Origin of the sequence: Ezakiella sp. (assembly GCF_034180565.1) — a bacterium.
Taxonomy (GTDB): Bacteria; Bacillota; Clostridia; order Tissierellales; family Peptoniphilaceae; genus Ezakiella.
This window is the reverse complement of the sequence record NZ_JAXFOB010000029.1, coordinates 1-19,632: the sequence shown is the minus strand read 5'-3', so window position 1 is coordinate 19,632 and position 19,632 is coordinate 1. Positions and strand designations below refer to the sequence as shown.

At 38.1% G+C, this 19,632-nt stretch carries 12 protein-coding genes; 9 read left to right on the top strand and 3 right to left on the bottom strand.

The window, feature by feature from the left end:
* Window positions 1-396: 396 nt before the first annotated feature.
* Window positions 397-2,130: a catalase gene (locus SPI61_RS06035; RefSeq protein ID WP_321137220.1), complete on the bottom strand. Its 1,734-nt coding sequence runs from the start codon at window positions 2,128-2,130 to the stop codon at window positions 397-399.
* A gap of 191 nt (window positions 2,131-2,321) precedes the next feature.
* On the opposite strand from SPI61_RS06035, the gene SPI61_RS06030 reads away from it, so the two are divergent.
* Window positions 2,322-2,768 (top strand): GAF domain-containing protein, encoded by a 447-nt coding sequence (locus SPI61_RS06030; RefSeq protein WP_321137219.1) that lies wholly within the window; start codon window positions 2,322-2,324, stop codon window positions 2,766-2,768.
* 22 nt (window positions 2,769-2,790) lie between these two features.
* On the opposite strand, the gene SPI61_RS06025 is transcribed toward SPI61_RS06030, so the two are convergent.
* Window positions 2,791-3,780 (bottom strand): LLM class flavin-dependent oxidoreductase, encoded by a 990-nt coding sequence (locus SPI61_RS06025; RefSeq protein WP_321137218.1) that lies wholly within the window; start codon window positions 3,778-3,780, stop codon window positions 2,791-2,793.
* A 98-nt stretch (window positions 3,781-3,878) separates the two neighbouring features.
* On the opposite strand from SPI61_RS06025, the gene SPI61_RS06020 reads away from it, so the two are divergent.
* The 6 genes from SPI61_RS06020 to SPI61_RS05995 all read left to right on the top strand — a co-directional run bounded on the left by SPI61_RS06020 (window position 3,879) and on the right by SPI61_RS05995 (window position 15,223).
* On the top strand, window positions 3,879-5,399 hold the full coding sequence (locus SPI61_RS06020; protein ID WP_321137217.1) for a helicase HerA-like domain-containing protein: 1,521 nt from the start codon (window positions 3,879-3,881) through the stop codon (window positions 5,397-5,399).
* A gap of 83 nt (window positions 5,400-5,482) precedes the next feature.
* A complete protein-coding gene (ahpC, locus tag SPI61_RS06015; RefSeq protein WP_321137216.1) occupies window positions 5,483-6,067 on the top strand; it encodes an alkyl hydroperoxide reductase subunit C in 585 nt (194 codons plus the stop codon).
* 140 nt (window positions 6,068-6,207) lie between these two features.
* Window positions 6,208-6,882, top strand: a complete 675-nt coding sequence (locus SPI61_RS06010) for a hydrolase (protein WP_321137222.1) — start codon at window positions 6,208-6,210, stop codon at window positions 6,880-6,882.
* A 265-nt stretch (window positions 6,883-7,147) separates the two neighbouring features.
* Window positions 7,148-10,855: a DNA-directed RNA polymerase subunit beta gene (locus tag SPI61_RS06005; RefSeq protein ID WP_321137215.1), complete on the top strand. Its 3,708-nt coding sequence runs from the start codon at window positions 7,148-7,150 to the stop codon at window positions 10,853-10,855.
* A 14-nt stretch (window positions 10,856-10,869) separates the two neighbouring features.
* Window positions 10,870-14,481: a DNA-directed RNA polymerase subunit beta' gene (gene rpoC, locus SPI61_RS06000; protein ID WP_321137214.1), complete on the top strand. Its 3,612-nt coding sequence runs from the start codon at window positions 10,870-10,872 to the stop codon at window positions 14,479-14,481.
* A gap of 241 nt (window positions 14,482-14,722) precedes the next feature.
* A complete protein-coding gene (locus tag SPI61_RS05995) occupies window positions 14,723-15,223 on the top strand; it encodes a hypothetical protein (protein ID WP_321137213.1) in 501 nt (166 codons plus the stop codon).
* A gap of 124 nt (window positions 15,224-15,347) precedes the next feature.
* Here the strand turns inward: SPI61_RS05995 and SPI61_RS05990 are convergent, their stop codons facing one another.
* The gene (locus SPI61_RS05990) at window positions 15,348-16,217 is read right to left on the bottom strand and encodes a YitT family protein (protein ID WP_321137212.1); all 870 of its coding nucleotides are present in this window, start codon (window positions 16,215-16,217) and stop codon (window positions 15,348-15,350) included.
* Between the two features lie 791 nt (window positions 16,218-17,008).
* Here SPI61_RS05990 and SPI61_RS05985 point away from each other — a divergent pair.
* Window positions 17,009-18,178 (top strand): NADP-dependent malic enzyme, encoded by a 1,170-nt coding sequence (locus SPI61_RS05985; protein WP_321137221.1) that lies wholly within the window; start codon window positions 17,009-17,011, stop codon window positions 18,176-18,178.
* A gap of 278 nt (window positions 18,179-18,456) precedes the next feature.
* Complete coding sequence (locus SPI61_RS05980) at window positions 18,457-19,341, top strand: ATP-binding cassette domain-containing protein (protein WP_321137211.1); 885 nt, start codon at window positions 18,457-18,459, stop codon at window positions 19,339-19,341.
* Window positions 19,342-19,632: the final 291 nt, after the last annotated feature.

The window sequence follows — 19,632 nt, the reverse complement described above, 5'->3', positions numbered from 1 at the left end:
AAATTATTGAATAATTTTAATTTTTGTCTAAATCGCGTCTAACGCTTGTTTCGTTTTATTCGCTCGTTGCGGTGTGCAATAGCACACCTCATTCGCGAAAAAACTGTACTGCGCGTTATACATCGATTTATCCTAAAAATTTATAAGTATAGAGGGGAGGTTCTGCCTCCTCTTTTTTGAGCTCTATAATATCTATGGATGCGTAAAACTCTCCATAGATATTTTTATGTAAAAAAATTGCGCTTATACACAAAATCTTATATATTAAAAAATGGACTCATATGAGAAATCATTCACTAGATAATTCACATGCATAATTGAATAATAAGTTCGTTAAATTTAACGAAAGCAACCAAAAAGCGGCGAATTTACGCCGCTTTTTTTAGGTTTATAGATTTATAGCAATTGAGGGTCGGTTTTCCAATCGCTAAGTTTTTTAGGGTCACTAGCGTTTGTGTCTCTTCCTTCAGGTGGAAGGTCTTTTGCACTTTCAGGCATGCTTGGTTTTGTCGGGACATCTTTGTCCTTATCTTTCATACGGTCACGTTCATAAGATTCTCTTGAAACGGAGCCTTCCATTTCGAGGTCGACGTCTTTTATATTGATGCCTAGAGCTTTTGCAACACCTTTTCCATATTCAGGGTCAGCTTTGTATGTGTTTCTGATGTGACGATGTTTTATTTGCAGTGTTGCATCCTTCATTGCACGTGCAGTATTTTCGCAAAGAACAAGTTTTTGTTCGTCGGTCATATTGTTGAAAAGCATTCCTGGTTGCGTGAAGTAGTCGTGGTCGTCTTCTCTATAGTCGTAGCGTTTGACGTCGCCGCCTTTATCTGTCGGAAGTTCTGTTTCAGGGCTGTCTTCCCATGCGCCGAAGCTGTTCGGTTCATAATGTATTTCAGCACCTTTATTTCCATCAACTCTCATTTGTCCATCTCTGTGGAAGTCGTGAGGATGCTTTACCCCTTTTGGACTGTTTACAGGAATTTGGTTATGATTTATTCCGAGACGATAGTTTTGCGCATCCATATAGAAGAATGTTCTCGCTTGAAGCAGTCTGTCCGGAGAAAGTCCAAGTCCAGGTATTATGTTTCCAGGAGAGAATGCTGCTTGTTCAACATCTTGGAAGTAGTTTTCAGGATTTCTGTTTAGTTCCATTTCACCAACTTCGATTAATGGATAGTCTTCTTTAAGCCACATTTTTGTAATGTCAAATGGATTTACAGGATGTTTTTCAGCTTGTTCCTCGGTCATAACTTGGATGTAGAGTTTCCATTTCGGGTACATTTTCTTTTCGATTGCTTCAAATAGATCTTTACCGTTTGAGTCGGGTTCTTTTCCGTTAACAACTTCCGCTTCCTGATCGGTATAGTTTTGAATTCCTTGTTCACTTCTCCAATGATATTTTACCCAAACTCTCTCTTTATCTTTGTTGTACATTGAGTATGTGTGCGAGCCGAAACCGTGCATATATCTGAACGACGAAGGAATTCCTCTGTCACTCATTGTAATTGTTACTTGGAGGAGACTTTCGGGAAGCGAGGTCCAGAAGTCCCAATTTGCAGTAGGATTTCTTCTATGCGTTTTCGGGTCTCTTTTTACAACGTGGTTCAAATCGATAAATTTCATCGGGTCTCTAAAGAAAAACACAGGAGTGTTGTTTCCTACAAGGTCCCAGTTTCCGTCTTCGGTATAAAATTTTACAGCAAATCCTCTTATGTCTCTGTCGGCGTCGGCGTATCCTGATTCACCTGCAACAAGAGAGAATCTTGTAAATACTTCACATGTGTTTCCAACTTTTTCAAAGAGTTTTGCACATGTGTATTTTGTTATGTCATTTGTGACAGTGAATTTTCCAAATGCTCCCCAACCTTTGGCGTGCATTCTTCTTTCAGGAATGAGTTCTCTGTTGAAGTGTGCATGTTTTTCGAAAAGCCATAGGTCTTGAATTGAAAGAGGGCCTCTTTTTCCTGCGGTCATCGAGTCATCGTTGTTGTCAACCGGAGCGCCGGCAGCTCTTCTCATTTTGTGTTTTAGGACAGTGTCGTTTCTTGATGGAAGATCTTCACCGAGACCGTTCTTGTCCATAGGGTTTTCCATTTTCTTGTCTTTTTTTGAATCCTTACTCATATTTCCTCCTTTAAATTTACTAATAAACAAGTTTTCTTGCATCTGTTTTATTCATACCCCTTATATTATAATTGTAATCAAACAAAGTGATAAAATGATGTTGATACAAATATTATCCGAATTGTTTTTCACTAATTATAAAAGCTTCAATTTTTTCTTTTTATAAGTTATAATATATAATGAGGTGTAATATGGATTACGAAAGAATTATTTTTAATATCAAGCTCCAGCTTCATAAGGAGAGCGATAAGCTTGCAAATTTGTGCAACACTATGGCTTTTATAAAGGAGTTGCCGGATGTTAGTTGGGCGGGGGTTTATATTGAAAGAGATGGAGAACTTGTTTTGGGACCGTTTCAAGGAAAGGCTGCATGCAACAGGATAAAAATTGGATGCGCTGTTTGCGGAACGGCTTTTGAAGAGGGAAGGACACTTGTAGTTCCGGATGTGGAAAAGTTTCCGGGACATATCGCTTGCGATTCATTGTCAAAATCTGAAATTGTTGTTCCGATAATATGTAATGACAAAAAAATAGGAGTGCTAGATTTGGACTCCTATAGTTTAAATCGTTTTAATGAAGTTGACAAAGAGAATTTGGAAGAGATAGTAAGGTTACTAATAGAAAATAATGTATTTTAAAAGACCCTGTGAGGGGCCTTTTTTAGTCGTTTAGAACAATGTCTTCGAGCATTTCGTATGATTTTTCAAGTTTTTCATATTCAGGGATATAGCAAACGGCGATAAGTTCGTCCGGTTGATATTTTTCCTTGAACTCTCTCCATTGCCTTGATGCTTCGTCCTTGTCTCCGCCGATGTGAAGTCCGCGCATAGTTCTTAACGCAAATTTTTGCATCGATGTGAGCTCTGGCGCTTCATCAGGATTTATTTTTTCGAATTCCGCTCTGTTTTTTACGTCGAGTATTTGTAGGAATACTTGAATTGCGTGGAATTCGAGCTCATCTGCATCGGTTTTGTTGTCGGCAATGTTTGCCGAAAGTCCGAGCATTGTGTATGGTTTATCAAGATATTTACTTGGTTTGAAATTTCTTCTATATAGTTTAAATGCAGCTTCGACTGTGTGCGGTGCAAAGTGTCCTGCGAATGAATACGGAAGTCCGAGTTCTGCAGCAACAGTTGCCGAGTCGAGCGAGCTTCCTAAAATTGTGACAGGTACATTTGTTCCTACTCCAGGATATGGTGCAACTTTGAAGTCGCGTGCTTCTTTTGAGAAATAATCCAAAAGTTCTTCAATTGCTTTTTGGAAACTTTCTAATTGATAGGTATTTCTGTAGATAAGTTTTGCAGTTTCAATGTCAGTTCCCGGAGCTCTTCCGACGCCCAAGTCTATTCTTCCCGGAAACAGTGCTTCAAGTGTTCCGTATTTTTCAGCAACTTGGAAGACAGTGTGGTTTGGAAGCATTACTCCACCGGCTCCGATTCTTATTCTCTTTGTGTGGTCGGCAAGATGCGCAAGAATAATTTCTGTTGCGGAGCTTAGCACACCCGGGCTGTTGTGGTGTTCTGCAACCCAATATCTTAAGAAATCGTGTTTGTCTGCAAATTGTGCCAATGCGACAGCTCTTTCAAAAGATTCGGTCATAGTTTCGTCTTTATATTTTGGCACTAAATTAAGTACAGATATTTTTGTCATATAATCACCTCTTTATTATGATATACCCAATAATAAGAATTATTAACACTATTGACTTTTAATTCGATTTATACATATAATTAGATGGGGGTGTTAATATGACGGATATTCTTATAGGAAAGGGCGAAAATCAAGTTTTTATTAAATCGGAAATGTTAAACAGGCACGGTCTTATTGCGGGAGCGACCGGAACGGGAAAGACCACGACTTTAAAAGTTATTGCGGAAAGAGCGTCGATGCTTGGGATTCCGGTTTTTATTCCGGATGTAAAGGGAGATTTGTACGGACTACATATTGCCGGGGAAGAAAATGAAAAGATAACTGAAAGATTAAATTTTATAGGTGATGAGAATTTTAAGTTCCAAGGTTTTCCTGTTCAATCATGGGATATTTTGGAGGATTTTGGAGTGCCTATAAGGGCAACTGTTTCGGATTTGGGACCGATTCTGCTTTCGAATCTGTTGGAGCTTAACGATGTTCAAACCGGAATTTTAAATATTGCTTTTAAAGTTGCCGATGAAAGAGGACTCTTGATTTTGGATTTTAAGGATTTAAAGTCAATGTTAAATTATATTTCTGAACATAGCAAAGAGCTTCGTGCGGAATACGGAAACATTTCTCCACAGTCGGTCGGTGCGATAAATAGAGCACTTTTGGTCTTGGAGAATGAAGGAGCGGAGAAGTTTTTTGGTGAGCCGGCTCTTGATGTGAACGATTTGATGAAAAAGACGCCTGATGGAAAGGGCATAATTAATATTTTAAATTCAAAAGTTTTATTTCAACGTCCAAAACTCTATACGACATTTCTTCTTTGGTTTTTGTCTGAGATTTATGAAATTCTTCCTGAAGTTGGAGATTTGGAAACTCCTAAGATGTTGTTCTTCTTTGATGAAGCGCACCTCATTTTCAGTCAAGGAAGTAAGGTTTTAAAAGATAAACTTCTTCAAGTCATAAAGCTTATACGCTCAAAGGGTGTAGGTGTATTTTTTGTTACGCAAAGCCCGGGGGACATTCCGGAGGATGTACTTTCACAACTTGGAAATAAAATTCAACACGCATTAAGAGCATTCACTCCGAAGGATAGAAAGATGATAAAAGATACGGCGATGAATTTTAGAGAAAATCCGAATCTTGATATTGAGTCGGCGTTAACAAATATGAAGAGTGGGGAAGCACTTGTTTCCTGTCTCGATGAAAAGGGGCTTCCGCAAGTGACGGAAAAGGCTCTTATTATGCCGCCGATGAGTTCCTTCGCTACAATGAGTTCGGAAGATATTAAAACTTTTTCCAATGAGTCTATTATTATGTCAAAATACAAGGATATGATAGATAGAGTGTCCGCATATGAAATGCTTCTAGAAGAGAGAAAGAGGATTGAAGCTGAACAGGAAAAACTCGAACAGGAAAAAGCAAGAATAAAAGAGGAAGAACTTTCGAGAAAAGAAGCGGAGAGAATTAGAAAAGAAGAGGAGAGACTTGAGAGGGAAAGGAAAAAGAATAGAAGCGAGCTTGAAAAATTCGGCGGAAAAGTAATAAATTCGATGGTTGGAACCGCAAGTCGCAAAATTGGAAATGAGCTTATGAGAGGGATTTTCGGAACTCTTCTCGGGAAAAAATAAATTTGTTTAAATTGTTTTTTTGTGGGGTATATATATTAATAGAATGGTTGTTATAACCATAATTAATATTAAGGAGGAATAAAATGTTATCAGATTTATTTATCGAAAATATGATTGGGCAAGAAATTGGTGATTTCACCGTTACTGCATATAAAGATGGAGAATTCTTTGAGGTTTCAAAGGATGATCTAAAAGGAAAATGGAGTGTATTTTTCTTCTATCCGGGAGACTTTACATTCGTTTGCCCTACAGAACTTGAAGACTTGGCTGAAAATTACGAAAAATTCCAAAAAATCGGATGTGACATCTATTCAGTTTCAACAGACTCTGAATTTGTTCACAAAGCATGGCAAGACGCAAGTCCTTCAATTGCAAAAATCAAATACACAATGCTTTCAGACAGAACAAGACAACTCGGAGATATGTTCGGAGTTTATGTTCCTGAAGAAGGACAAAATCTAAGAGGAACATTCATTATAAATCCAGATCTAAAGGTTTCTGCTTATGAAATCCACGATATGGGAATCGGCCGTGATGCTTTGAGTCTATTGAGAAAAGTTGAAGCAAGCCAATTTGTTTTCGAACACGGCGACAAGGTATGTCCTGCAAAATGGCAACCTGGTGATGACACTTTGACACCGGGCATTGATTTGGTAGGTAAACTATAGGTTTTAAAATTTAGCGTCCCTTTTGGGGCGCTTTTCTTTTTTTAGGAGGTAATATGGAATATAAAGAACTTGAAAATGAAGAAGAAAAATTGGATTATACGGACATTGAAAAAGACGATTGTATAGTAAATATTGTGGACATGGACAACAAAACGAGAAGATACATACCGAGTGTTGAGACGAATTTGAGACGCCATGTGCAAATGATGCCGGAAGTAGCTTATAGATGCTCCGGTATAAATATTATGGGCAGAAGGATCAAGAGTTTGATGTTCACAACGGATGTTGCAATTATTAGAAACAACAATGCGGAAGCGGTTATGGCAGTCTATCCTTTTACACCGGAGCTTTCGATTACAAGAGCGATTCTTGACGTTGCGCCTGTTCCTGTTTTTGTAGGAGTTGGCGGAGGAATCACGTCCGGACCTCGAGCAATTGAAATTGCGTTTCAAGCGGAGCTTCATGGAGCGTTCGGAGTTGTTGTAAATGCACCGATGCAAAATGAAGTTATTAAAGCTATGGCTGAATATGTAGATATTCCGATAGTATCGACTATTGCAAGTATAAATGACGATGTTTTGGGAAAAATTGAAGCGGGTGCAAGAATTTTAAATGTCGCCGGCGGAAAGCGTACACCTGAACTCGTCAGAGAAGTAAGGAAGAAGGTTGGAAACGAATTTCCAATAATTGCAACGAGCGGTCATACAGATGAACACATTATGGCGACGATAAATGCCGGTGCAAATGCTCTTTCGTACACTCCGAAAACAAGTCCTGAAATTTTAGAAGAAATAATGAACGGATATAGACAATAATAATAAAATAAATATTAGAAAACCTCTTTGTTTTGCTTGACAAAAGATTTTTTTTGTGATATCATAAGAAGATGAATATAAAAGTGGATTATTCTCACTATTTTTTAAGATTCCGCTATGTATTGGAAGGGGCCGACAAAAGATAAACTTTGCTGTCGTACTTGACCGGAGCGGCTTTTTGGCGACTTGTCAGTTCTGTCGGTTAAGCAATTGTTACGGTCTTTTGGTTGGTTTCATATATTTTTGTGAGGGGTGAATATAATACATGGTACATCCTGTACAGTATGGTAAAAGAACAAGAATGAGTTATTCCAGAGTCAACGAAGCTCTTGAGATGCCAAATCTTTTGGAAGTTCAAACAGAGTCTTACGAATGGTTCATAGAACATGGAATAAAGGAAGTTTTTGACGACGTAAGTCCGGTAGAAGATTATGCAGGAAATCTTATTCTGGAATTTGTCGATTACAAACTTGATGACAAGCTTAAGTACACCGAATCCGAAGCGAGAATGCGTGATGCAAACTATTCCGCAGGGCTTCGCGCAAAGGTGAGACTTATAAACAAAGAAACGGGAGAAGTCAAGGAACAAGAGGTTTTCATGGGAGATTTACCTCTTATGACAAAGACCGGGACTTTTATTATAAACGGTGCTGAAAGAGTTATCGTCAGCCAGCTTGTAAGAAGTCCGGGTGCTTATTACACTTCAAGTTTCGATAAAAACGGTAATTTGCAAGTTAACGCTCAAGTTATACCTAACAGAGGAGCATGGCTTGAATACGAAACAGACACTACGGGAAGTTTGAGTGTTCGTGTAGACAGAACCAGAAAGGTTCCATTGACGACACTTCTTCGTGCATTTGAAATAGAATCAAATGAAGATATTATTGAAGCGGTCGGAGATTTTGAAGTTCTTCAAAAGACATTTGAAAAGGACCCTTCAAAGAACAAGAGCGAAGCCGTTATTGAAATTTATAAAAGACTGAGACCGGGAGAACCTGCAACGGAAGAGTCCGCAACAAGTCTTTTGTACAATATGTTCTTCGACTACAAGAGATATGATTTAGCAAAAGTCGGAAGATATAAACTCAATAAAAAGCTTGGTTTAGCAAACAGAATAAAAAATTTAACCCTTGCAGAAGATGTTGTCGACCCGAATACAGGCGAAGTTCTGTATGAGGAAGGACAAGTTTTGACGGCGGAGGATGCAAAGAGAATTGAGGACGCAGGAATAAATTCTGTGTTTATTTTGCATGCCGGAAAGAAACTTAAAATCGTAGGAAACTGGTGTGTTGACACAGCAGTCTTCAAGGACAAAATAGATCTTGAAAAATATGGAATAAAAGAAAAAGTATATTATCCTGCAATGATGGATATATTGGAAGAAGAAGATTTGGAAAAAGCCGTTGTACAAAATTACAGAAAGCTTTATCCGAAACATATTCTTATTTCAGATGTTGTAGCAAGTGTAAACTACGAGCTGTTATTGTTTGAAGGCGTCGGCACAACCGATGATATTGACCACTTGGCAAACCGTAGAATAAGATGCGTCGGCGAACTTTTACAAAATCAATTTAGAATTGGACTCTCCAGAATGGAGAGAGTTGTAAGAGAAAGAATGACGATTCAAGACATGGACTACGCAACTCCTCAAGCCCTCATAAATATAAGGCCGCTCGTTGCAAGCATTAAGGAATTTTTCGGTTCATCGCAGCTTTCACAATTCATGGACCAAACAAATCCTTTGTCGGAACTCACTCACAAAAGAAAGATGTCGGCTCTCGGACCGGGAGGACTTTCAAGAGATAGAGCGGGCTTTGAAGTAAGAGACGTTCACAATTCACACTACGGAAGAATGTGTCCTATTGAAACGCCTGAAGGACCGAATATCGGTCTTATGACTTCGCTTACAACATATGCAAGGATAAATGAATATGGTTTTATTGAAGCACCTTACAGAAAGGTTAAAAAGCCGGAAGGTATTGTAACCGATGAAATAGATTATTTGATGGCGGATGAAGAAGACGAAATGGTAATCGCACAATCAAATGAAAAGGTCGACGAAAACGGCAGATTCATTGAAGAAAGAGTTGTCGCTCGTGGACACAAGGGTATTATCGACGTATTTAAAAGAGAAGATGTCGATTATATGGACGTTTCACCGAAACAAATCGTTTCTGTGGGTACGGCTCTAATTCCGTTCCTTGAAAAAGACGACGCAAAACGTGCGCTCATGGGTGCAAACATGCAACGTCAAGCGGTTCCTCTTATAACAACGGAGGCACCTATTGTCGGAACGGGTATCGAATACAAAGCTGCAGTTGACTCGGGCGTAGTTATTATTGCGAAAAACGCCGGAGTTGTCGAATCTGTTGACTCAACAGGCATCGTTATAGCGACGGATGACGGAAAGAAAGATTCTTATTCAATAAGCAAATTTATCCGTTCAAACCAAGGCACAACTTTGAATCAACGTCCTATAGTTCACGAAGGTGAAAGAGTTGAAAAGGGTGACGTTATTGCCGACGGTCCGTCAACAAACGGCGGAGAAATGGCAATCGGTAAAAACGTTCTTATCGGATTTATGACTTGGGAAGGCTATAACTACGAAGATGCTATTTTGATTAACGAAAAGCTTGTTGTTGACGACGTACTAACATCGGTTCATATTGAAGAATATGAACTCGATTCAAGAGATACAAAGCTAGGCCCTGAAGAAATTACGAGAGACATTCCGAACGTCGGCGAAGATATGCTCAAAGATTTGGATGAAGAAGGCATTATTAGAATCGGCGCCGAAGTAACATCAGGAGATTTCCTAGTAGGAAAGGTTACGCCTAAGGGTGAAACGGAACTCGCTCCGGAAGAAAGACTTTTAAGAGCAATTTTCGGTGAAAAAGCAAGAGAAGTAAGAGATACTTCTTTAAAAGTTCCACACGGAGAAACGGGAATCGTTGTCGACGTTAGAAATTACACAAGAGAAGCCGGAGACGAATTGCCACCGGGAGTAAATAGAAGCGTAAGAGTTTATGTTGCGACAAAGAGAAAGATTATGGTCGGAGACAAGATGTGCGGACGCCACGGAAACAAGGGTGTTATTTCAAGAATTCTTCCTGAAGAAGATATGCCTTATTTACCGGACGGCACACCGCTTCAAATTTGTCTGAACCCACAAGGTATTCCGTCACGTATGAACCTCGGACAAGTTTTGGAAGTCCACTTGGGACTCGCTGCAAAGAAACTCGGTATCTATGTTGAAACACCTGTTTTTGACGGGGCAAATGAAAATGATATTATCGAATCGCTCGAAGAAGCGGGCTATCCGAAGACGGGTATGATTGAGGTTAGAGACGGAAGAACAGGTCTTCCTTTTGACAGACCTGCAACAGTCGGATACATGTATATGGTTAAACTCCACCACATGGTCGACGAAAAGATTCACGCTCGTTCAACAGGACCATACTCACTTGTTACGCAACAACCGCTCGGAGGTAAAGCACAATTCGGCGGTCAAAGATTCGGGGAAATGGAAGTTTGGGCTCTTGAAGGTTACGGCGCAAGCCACGTGCTTCAAGAAATGCTCACTGTAAAATCAGACGATATTGTCGGACGTGTTAAGACATATGAAGCAATTGTAAAGGGTGAAAATATTCCGGAACCGGGAATTCCTGAAAGTTTCAAGGTTTTAATTAAAGAACTTCAATCCCTCGCGCTCGATGTTAAAGTTTTGGATGAAAATAAAAATGAAATAGAATTAAAAGAGTATTTGGACGACGAACCGACTGATTTAAATGAAATTACAAATGAAATGAGTTCAATAAGCTCTTATTCAGATTACGGAATTGAAGATTCCGAAGAGGATGAAAAGGAAGTAAGTCTGGAAGATTTGAAGGAACAAGAAGATGATAGCGACGAAAGCTATGACTACGAAGTCGATGACGACTTGGAATATTTTGATGAAGATGAATCAGAATAAAAGGGAGGCATAATTTGTTCGAAACAGAAAATTTTGAATCAATAAAAATTGGACTCGCATCTCCGGAAAAAATTCGCTCATGGTCTTATGGCGAGGTAAAAAAACCGGAGACGATAAATTACAGGACACTTAAACCTGAAAAAGAGGGTCTTTTTTGCGAAAGAATTTTCGGACCTACCAAAGACTGGGAATGTCATTGCGGTAAGTACAAGAGAATTCGTTACAAGGGAGTAGTCTGTGATAGATGCGGAGTTGAGGTAACAAAGGCAAAAGTTCGTCGTGAGAGAATGGGACACATAGAGCTTGCTTCTCCATGTTCACATATCTGGTATTTTAAGGGAATTCCTTCAAGAATGGGACTCATTTTGGATATGAGCCCGAGAAATCTTGAAAAGGTTCTATATTTTGCGAACTATGTCGTGCTTGATCCGGGCGAAACAAATCTTGTCAAACAAGAACTTTTGACCGAACAGGAATATGATGAATATTCAAAGAAGTTCCCGGGAGGATTCAGAGCCGGAATGGGTGCTGAAGCAATCAAAGAACTTTTGATGGAAGTCGATCCTGAAAAAATTTCAAAGGAACTTAAGGAAGAACTTGTCGGTGCAACCGGACAAAAAAGAGTAAGAATCACAAGACGTCTTGAAGTTGTCGAAGCTTTCAGACTGAGCGGCAACAAGCCGGAATGGATGATTCTCGATGCACTTCCGGTTATTCCGCCGGATTTAAGACCTATGGTTGAACTCGACGGTGGACGTTTTGCAACTTCCGACTTAAATGATTTATACAGACGTGTAATCAACAGAAATAATAGATTAAAGAGACTTTTGGAACTTGGCGCACCTGAAATTATCGTAAGAAACGAAAAGAGAATGCTCCAAGAAGCTGTTGACGCTTTGATTGACAACGGCAGACGCGGAAGACCTGTCACAGGTCCGGGAAACAGACCGCTCAAGAGTTTGAATGATATGTTAAAGGGTAAACAAGGACGTTTCCGTCAAAACCTTCTCGGTAAACGTGTAGACTATTCAGGACGTTCCGTTATCGTTGTAGGACCTGAACTCAAGTTCTATCAATGCGGACTTCCGAAGACAATGGCACTTGAACTCTTTAAACCTTTTGTTATGCATGAACTTGTGAAGTCAAAGAAGGCACACAACATTAAAAATGCAAAACGTATGATTGAAAGAATGGACAGTGAAGTTTGGGATGAACTTGAAAAGGTTATCAAGGACCACCCGGTACTTTTAAACCGTGCCCCGACACTTCACAGACTTGGTATTCAAGCATTTGAACCGGTGCTTGTTGAAGGCAAGGCTATTAAACTTCATCCGCTCGTATGTACACCGTTTAACGCTGACTTCGACGGAGACCAAATGGCTGTTCACCTTCCGCTTTCAGTTGAAGCACAAGCGGAAGCAAGACTTATGATGCTTTCAACAAACAACATTTTGGCACCGAAGGACGGAAAGCCAATCACCGCTCCGTCACAAGACATGGTTCTCGGATGTTTCTATCTCACAATGGACAGATTCACGCCGCAAGACGAAATTCACTCTTTCAAAGACTACGATGAAATGATTGTAGCTCTATTTAATAGAAAGATAACTCTTCAAGACAGAGTAAGAGTTAGAGTTTATCTTGAAGACGGCAGATTTAAAACCGTTGAATCAACATGCGGAAGATTTATCTTCAACCAAAGAATTCCTCAAGACTTAGGATTTGTCGACAGAGAAAAAGATCCGTTCAGTTTGGAAGTTGATAAGGTTGTAAACAAGAAAGGACTTGTTTCAATCATCGATGCATGCTTCAATAAACACGGAAATAATATAACGGCTGAAGTTCTTGACTATATCAAGGCTACAGGCTATAAATATTCAACATTATCAGCTATATCGGTTTCTATGAGTGACGTTACAGTTCCTGAAACAAAGCAAAGCATTATCGACGAAGCTCAAAAAGAAGTTGATAAAGTTCAAAAATTATATAGACGCGGTAGAATGTCTGAAGAAGAAAGATATTCTCAAGTAATTGATATTTGGAACGATGCAACCGACAAGGTTACGGACGAACTTATGGAAGTTTTGCCACACGACAACAACATTTATTTGATGGCTACATCCGGAGCTCGTGGTTCTAAGAACCAAATCAGACAGCTCGGAGGTATGCGTGGACTTATGGCATCTTCAACAGGCAAGACCGTTGAAATTCCAATTAAGTCAAACTTCCGTGAAGGACTTTCGGTTATGGAATTCTTTATTTCATCACACGGTACTAGAAAAGGACTTTCCGACACGGCTCTAAAGACTGCTGACGCAGGATATTTGACACGTCGTTTGGTTGACGTTTCTCAAGATGTTATCGTTCGTGAAGACGATTGTCACACAGACGGTTATATCGAAATTACAACCTTTAAAGACGGAAACGAAGTTATCGAAGAATTGAAAGATAGACTTGAAGGAAGATACCCGTTTGAGGATATTGTTGACCCGAATACCGGGGAAGTCATATGCACAAAAGATGAACTCATAACCGAAAAAATGGCAAAACATATCCAAGATATCGGAATCGAAAGTGTTAAAGTAAGATCTGTTCTTCAATGTAACGCAAAACACGGCGTATGTTCAAAATGTTATGGTAAAAACCTTGCAAACGGAAACAGAGTTGACATCGGTGAAGCAGTCGGAATCGTTGCAGCACAATCAATCGGTGAACCTGGAACTCAGCTTACAATGAGAACCATTCACTCCGGCGGTGTTGCTAAGGCTGACGACATCACTCAAGGTTTGCCGAGAGTTGAAGAACTTTTCGAAGCAAGAAAACCTAAAGGGGTTGCTGTTATAACTGAAATCTCAGGAAAAGTTACACTTGCGGGCGACGAAAAGAAACGTGAAGTTATAGTTGAAAATGAAGAAGAATCCAAAGTATATCAAATTGCTTTCGGTTCGACTCTAAAGGTTCACGAAGGTGACGTTGTGAATGCGGGAGATCCGCTCACAGAAGGTTCTATTAACCCGCACGATATATTTAAAATCGAAGGCGTCAAAGGCGTTGAAAGATATATTGTTAAGGAAGTTCAAAGAACATATAGAATGTCAGGGGTTGATATCAACGACAAGCACGTTGAAATAATCATTAGACAAATGCTCTCACGTGTGAGAATTGATGATGCCGGAGACAGCACATTCATTCCGGGCACACTTGTTTCGCTCTATGAATTCAGAGAACAAAACAAGGAACTCCAAGCTGAAGGTAAGATTCCTGCAACGGGTGAAAGAGCACTCCTCGGAATTACAAAAGCATCTCTTGCAACTGATTCGTTCTTATCCGCAGCATCATTCCAAGAAACTACAAGAATCTTGGCGGATGCAGCAATCAAAGGTAAGGAAGACCATCTCGTAGGACTCAAGGAAAATGTTATTATCGGTATGACAATCCCTGCAGGAACAGGTATGAAGAGATATATGAATGTAAAAGTTCCACTTGCGGAAGATGATCCTCTATATATCAAAGAACATGAAGAACCAGAAGAAAGAATTGAAGAGCCTGAAATTTTAGGAGATCTTTCAATGACGGAAATTTTGAGAGAACTAAGAAGACAGGATAAAGAAGATAAAGGTATGTAATATAAAAGACTCTTTTAATTTATTTTAAAAGAGTCTTTTTGTATAGATATTAAAAAAATTATAAAAACTGTTGTATTTTTTTTTTTTTTTTTTGATGTATAATTTAATTGTAATATGTAAATCTAAGATTTAATTGGTGGATGAGTTGAAACAAAGAATAATAATTTTAAAATGTTATGGAGAAAAAATGAGAGAATTAAATTTCATATATTTTTTATAGAAATGGAGGAGACATAATATTATGAAAAAGAAATATTTGCTATTAATGATTATTACCGTGAGTCTTATTATAACGTCGTGCGGAAAATCGGACAGCGTTTTTGGAAAAGAGACAGAACTTTCAGTGGATAATTTTGAGAACCATCGGCATTTTGCGGGAGTTGATTTCGATTTAAACACAGGGTTTAAATTGAAGGGAGAAAACGAAAAGTATTATATTGAAACAAAAGAAGGATTTGTATTTTTAAAAAGCCCGCATGAGTTTGTGAAAAGCTTGAAACTAAATTCCGGAGATGAATTTTGGTGGAAGCCGGACTTTGATATCTCTGATACAGTTTATATAGAGATTTATAAAGGCGAAGAGGAGAGTGTCAAGAGCGTTTTGCTAGTAAAGATTATTAAAGACAAGGACAACTCATACAAGGTCGAAGATATGAAAGAAAGAGAAGTTCTAAAATCAAATGTATCGCTCGAAGAAATAAAATCGAGCGAAAAGAATTTATACGAAGAATTCTTTAAGTAATAAAGATAAGATTGAGTATATATGTAGAATTTATACTTGCTTAACTTATTTGGTGTAATTTTCGTTATGAGTAAAAATAAAAGCATGATGATTTACGTTTTGTAAATTCAATCATGCTTTTTTGTTATTCTATTGCTCTAAAACCTTCACCGTGCACTTCGGATGAATTTTTTATCCATGTAAATATTTTTTGGTCGGAAGATTTTAAAAACTCTTTTAATTGTACATAGCTTCTTCTGTCGAGAATTGTTACGATGACTTGTTTCGGTTTGCCGCTATAAGCTCCGTGCGCATCGTAGAGAGTACATGTTTTAATAAGTTCGTGATGTATAAAGTGGACTATTGGAGCCGGGTCGTCAGCAACAATTGTGACTTCCTTTGCCATATTCATACCGTCAATTACATAGTCGATAATAAGTCCGTTTATAACAACGCCGAATAGCGAGTAGAGTCCGGTTTTCGGTCCATATGCCAAAGTTGCACCTAGAGTGATTAAAAAGTCGCAATACAAAACGGCTTTTCCTATGTCAACACCTGTAAATTTATTTACAATTTTTCCCAAAATGTCAGTTCCGCCGGTTGATGCACCTTGGTTAAAAACGATTCCGATGCCTATTGCGGATAAAATAACACCGCAAATTAAATCGAGCATTATGTCGCCGGATAAGCTCTTCGGATTTGGTGCAATAAATTCTAGAATTTTGACAACGCCGGATGTACCGAGACTTGCAAGAATAGTCTTTACGCCGAATGAGGCGCCGATAAGTAAAAATGCGAGAATAAATAATACTCCGTTAACAATTAACATTATGTCTCCCGGTTGAAGTCCGGTAAATTCAGAGAGCACAACACCGATACCGTATGCGCCGCCGACCGCCAAGTGAAATGGCGAATGGAAGAAGTGCACTCCTAGACCTACCATTGTAATTCCGACTAAAATAAGTAAATAACTTTTTATTGAATCTCTTGTCATATATTTCTTCAAATGAATCACCTCTTAAACTATTATAGCATAAAAAAGTAGTATTTGGAATATATTTTTTATCCGAAATTTTGTTCTTTGGTTTAAAAAATGTGAATATTACTGTTAATGGGGTATATATAGTTGAGAGGAAGATTCTGATGATAGATAGAATTTATTTTTTTGGAAATAAATATGTAAATGAAAAAGATATAGATATAATAAACGAAAGGGCTGTTCTGTATACGCCTCACGAAGGTGGCAAAATAAAGCTCAAGGACGCTTCTACTTTAGTTGGAAAAGAGATTTTGAAATTATTTGAATTTTATGATATAGTATATTTGGATGTGAGATTTCTTAATACGACTGATTTTGGAATGGGATTTCTTTCGGAGTTCGGGTTCAAGTTTTTTGACAAGAACGACAATGAACTGAAACCGCTTGGATTAAATGTCTACTACATAGACAGGTTAGAGGTTCCGGAAATTATAAGCGACAGAAACAAGAAGATTCGATTGATTTTGGACAGACCTTTAAACAATCCGTACAAGGGTAGAAAATGTTCGAGAATAAGCACCGGAGCCTTGGAATATGAGCTTATGAAAAGGAGTTTTCTGAATTTGCAAAATAGGCTGAAAAACTCAGGACTCAATGTGAGGGCGGATTTGGAAGCGGCTGATGCCGGTGGATTTTCCACGATAATTTCAACACTTCTCGGTACAGGGGAAATAGAATATTTTACGATACTGGATGAAGTTTTTGAGAAGTTTTACACACAAAATATAAATGTTAATAGAGTTTCTATTGAGGAGGTTTTTGAGAGAATGAGCGAAACACATGATTACAAGGAAAAGGCACTTAAATTACACGAAGATTATAAGGGCAAAATTAAGGTTGAATCCAAATATCCGTTAACCAAAAAAGATGATTTGGCACTTTTATACACACCTGGTGTTGCTGAACCATGCAAAAAGATTGCTGAAAACAAAGAAGATGTATACAAATACACCGCAAAGGGTAATCTCGTAGCTGTTGTTACAGACGGCTCAGCAGTTTTGGGTCTTGGTAATATCGGTGCAGAAGCCGGCATGCCTGTTATGGAAGGAAAATCAATTTTGTTCAAACATTTTGGAAATGTAGATGCTTTTCCTATTTTGGTGGATTCGCAAGACACCGAAAAAATCATTGAAACAGTTAAAATGATTGCACCTACATTTGGAGGCATAAATCTTGAAGACATTGCTGCTCCGAGATGTTTTGAAATTGAAAGAAGACTCGTTGAAGAACTCGACATCCCTGTTTTCCACGACGACCAACACGGAACTGCTATCGTTGTTACCGCCGGTGTTATAAATGCACTTAAAGTTGTAGGCAAAAAAGCTGAAGATGTAAAAGTTGTCATAAACGGATGCGGTGCAGCAGGTGTTGCAATTCTTAAAATGATGAGAGGTTTGGGTGTTAAACACATTTTGATTCTCGACTCAAAGGGAATTGTTTACAGAGGAAACGAAAGAAACAACTGGATTAAAAACGAAGTTGCTGAAATTACAAATGAAAACAACGAAAAAGGAACTCTTGCAGATGCAATGAAAGGGGCCGATATATTTATCGGTGTAAGCGTTGCAGGCGCTGTTACAAAGGAAATGGTAAAGAGCATGAACAAGGATGCAATCATTTTTGCAATGGCAAATCCAGTTCCTGAGATTTATCCTGACGAAGCAAAAGAAGCTGGCGCAAAGGTTGTTGGAACCGGTCGTTCCGATTTCCCTAACCAAATCAATAATGTATTGTGTTTCCCTGGACTCTTTAGAGGGGCTCTCGATGCACGTGCAAAGAAAATCACTCCTGAAATGAATATGGCAGCTGCACACGCAATTGCAGACATTGTCGGAGACGAACTTGACGCTGACCACGTTATTCCGGATCCGATGGATATGACAATTCCTGAAAAAGTTGCAGAAGCAGTAAAGAAAATTGCAAATGAAAATAAATAGAATATAAATGGTGTAATTGATACACTGACATGAAAACTCTTATTGGGATAGACTCCGATAGGAGTTTTTTAGTGGATATTAATTTTAACGTTTGGATTTCATTATTAAATAATGTATAATTAAAGTAGATTAAAAGTGATATGCAGTGAAAATTAATGCTACATAAATGACCTAAGCGGGATAATTCCTTGGGATTTATCATTAAAAAGCTAAATAATATTAACGTTTCTATTAGATGAATCAGAATTTTGTTATACAATTTATTTTTGGAGAAAGTTATGAACTATGTTGAATTAAAAAATGTTTCGAAGATTTATAAAGGTGGAGATGGAGTCAGAGATATCAGTTTTTCAATATCTAAAGGCAAGATTGCCGGACTTATCGGGCCGAACGGGGCAGGGAAAAGTACAATAATTAAGATGATTGCCGGAATTTTATTGCCCGACAGCGGAGAAATAAATGTTATGGGATTTAATCCGGGAAAAGATATAAAAACGCTCTCGAAGAAATATGGAATAATGTTTGGAAATCGTTCCTCACTTTGGTATAATCTTGCCGCAAAGGAATCTCTTTTGTTGATGAAAGATATTTATAATATTTCGGATGAAGATTATGAGAAAACTATAAACAAATATGCGAAAATTATAGATGCCACAAATCTTGTCGACAAAAAGGTGAGAAATATGAGTTTGGGCGAAAGGATAAAAATTGAGATATTGGTAAGTCTTATAAATGAGCCGGAACTCTTGATTTACGATGAGCCGACTTTGGGACTCGACATAACTTCGAAACTTGCATTCAGAAAAATTCTAAACGATATTAGAGCTGAAGGGAAGACTATTCTAATCACGACACATGATTTGGTCGATGTTGAAAAGTTGTGTGACAACATTATTTTGATTAACAAAGGGCGGAAGCTTCTTGATATAACGCACGAAGATTTTAGAAAAATGCAGGATGAAAATTTGGTTTTAATTTCTAAATTGGATTTAGAAATTGATACAAAGTTTTTTGTGGAAGAAAATCATGGAGAGTATAAATATATTATTCCTGAGAAAGAAGCTATAATGATTAAAAGTCATAGTTTGGACAAATTGCCGCCGAATGAATTTTATTTTAGAAGTCCGAATCTTGAGGAGCTGTTGTATGTATTCTATAAGTAAAAATTTTAAATTGCTCAAAAGATATTTGACACTCTATACAAAAAACAAGTTGGAATTTAAGTTTGAATCTTTTTCTACAGTTTTTGGAGTGCTCATAACTATTTTTAATAATTTTATATTTTGGATAGCTTTGAAAAACGTTGGAGTGAAATTTCAAAATTGGAATTATAATAAAATATTATTGCTGATCGGTTTTAATTTTTTATTCATTTCGATAAACTCGATATTCTTCGGGTTTCGCGATTTGGAGTATAAGATAATAAGCGGTGAATTTGATATGTTTATGGTGCG

Bases quoted from the DNA above. Each gene is read 5' to 3' on its own strand.
- SPI61_RS06035 (WP_321137220.1), bottom strand. From the start codon at position 2,130: ATGAGTAAGGATTCAAAAAAAGACAAGAAAATGGAAAACCCTATGGAC.
- SPI61_RS06030 (WP_321137219.1), top strand. From the start codon at position 2,322: ATGGATTACGAAAGAATTATTTTTAATATCAAGCTCCAGCTTCATAAG.
- SPI61_RS06025 (WP_321137218.1), bottom strand. From the start codon at position 3,780: ATGACAAAAATATCTGTACTTAATTTAGTGCCAAAATATAAAGACGAA.
- SPI61_RS06020 (WP_321137217.1), top strand. From the start codon at position 3,879: ATGACGGATATTCTTATAGGAAAGGGCGAAAATCAAGTTTTTATTAAA.
- ahpC (WP_321137216.1), top strand. From the start codon at position 5,483: ATGTTATCAGATTTATTTATCGAAAATATGATTGGGCAAGAAATTGGT.
- SPI61_RS06010 (WP_321137222.1), top strand. From the start codon at position 6,208: ATGGACAACAAAACGAGAAGATACATACCGAGTGTTGAGACGAATTTG.
- SPI61_RS06005 (WP_321137215.1), top strand. From the start codon at position 7,148: ATGGTACATCCTGTACAGTATGGTAAAAGAACAAGAATGAGTTATTCC.
- SPI61_RS05995 (WP_321137213.1), top strand. From the start codon at position 14,723: ATGAAAAAGAAATATTTGCTATTAATGATTATTACCGTGAGTCTTATT.
- SPI61_RS05985 (WP_321137221.1), top strand. From the start codon at position 17,009: ATGAGCGAAACACATGATTACAAGGAAAAGGCACTTAAATTACACGAA.
- SPI61_RS05980 (WP_321137211.1), top strand. From the start codon at position 18,457: ATGAACTATGTTGAATTAAAAAATGTTTCGAAGATTTATAAAGGTGGA.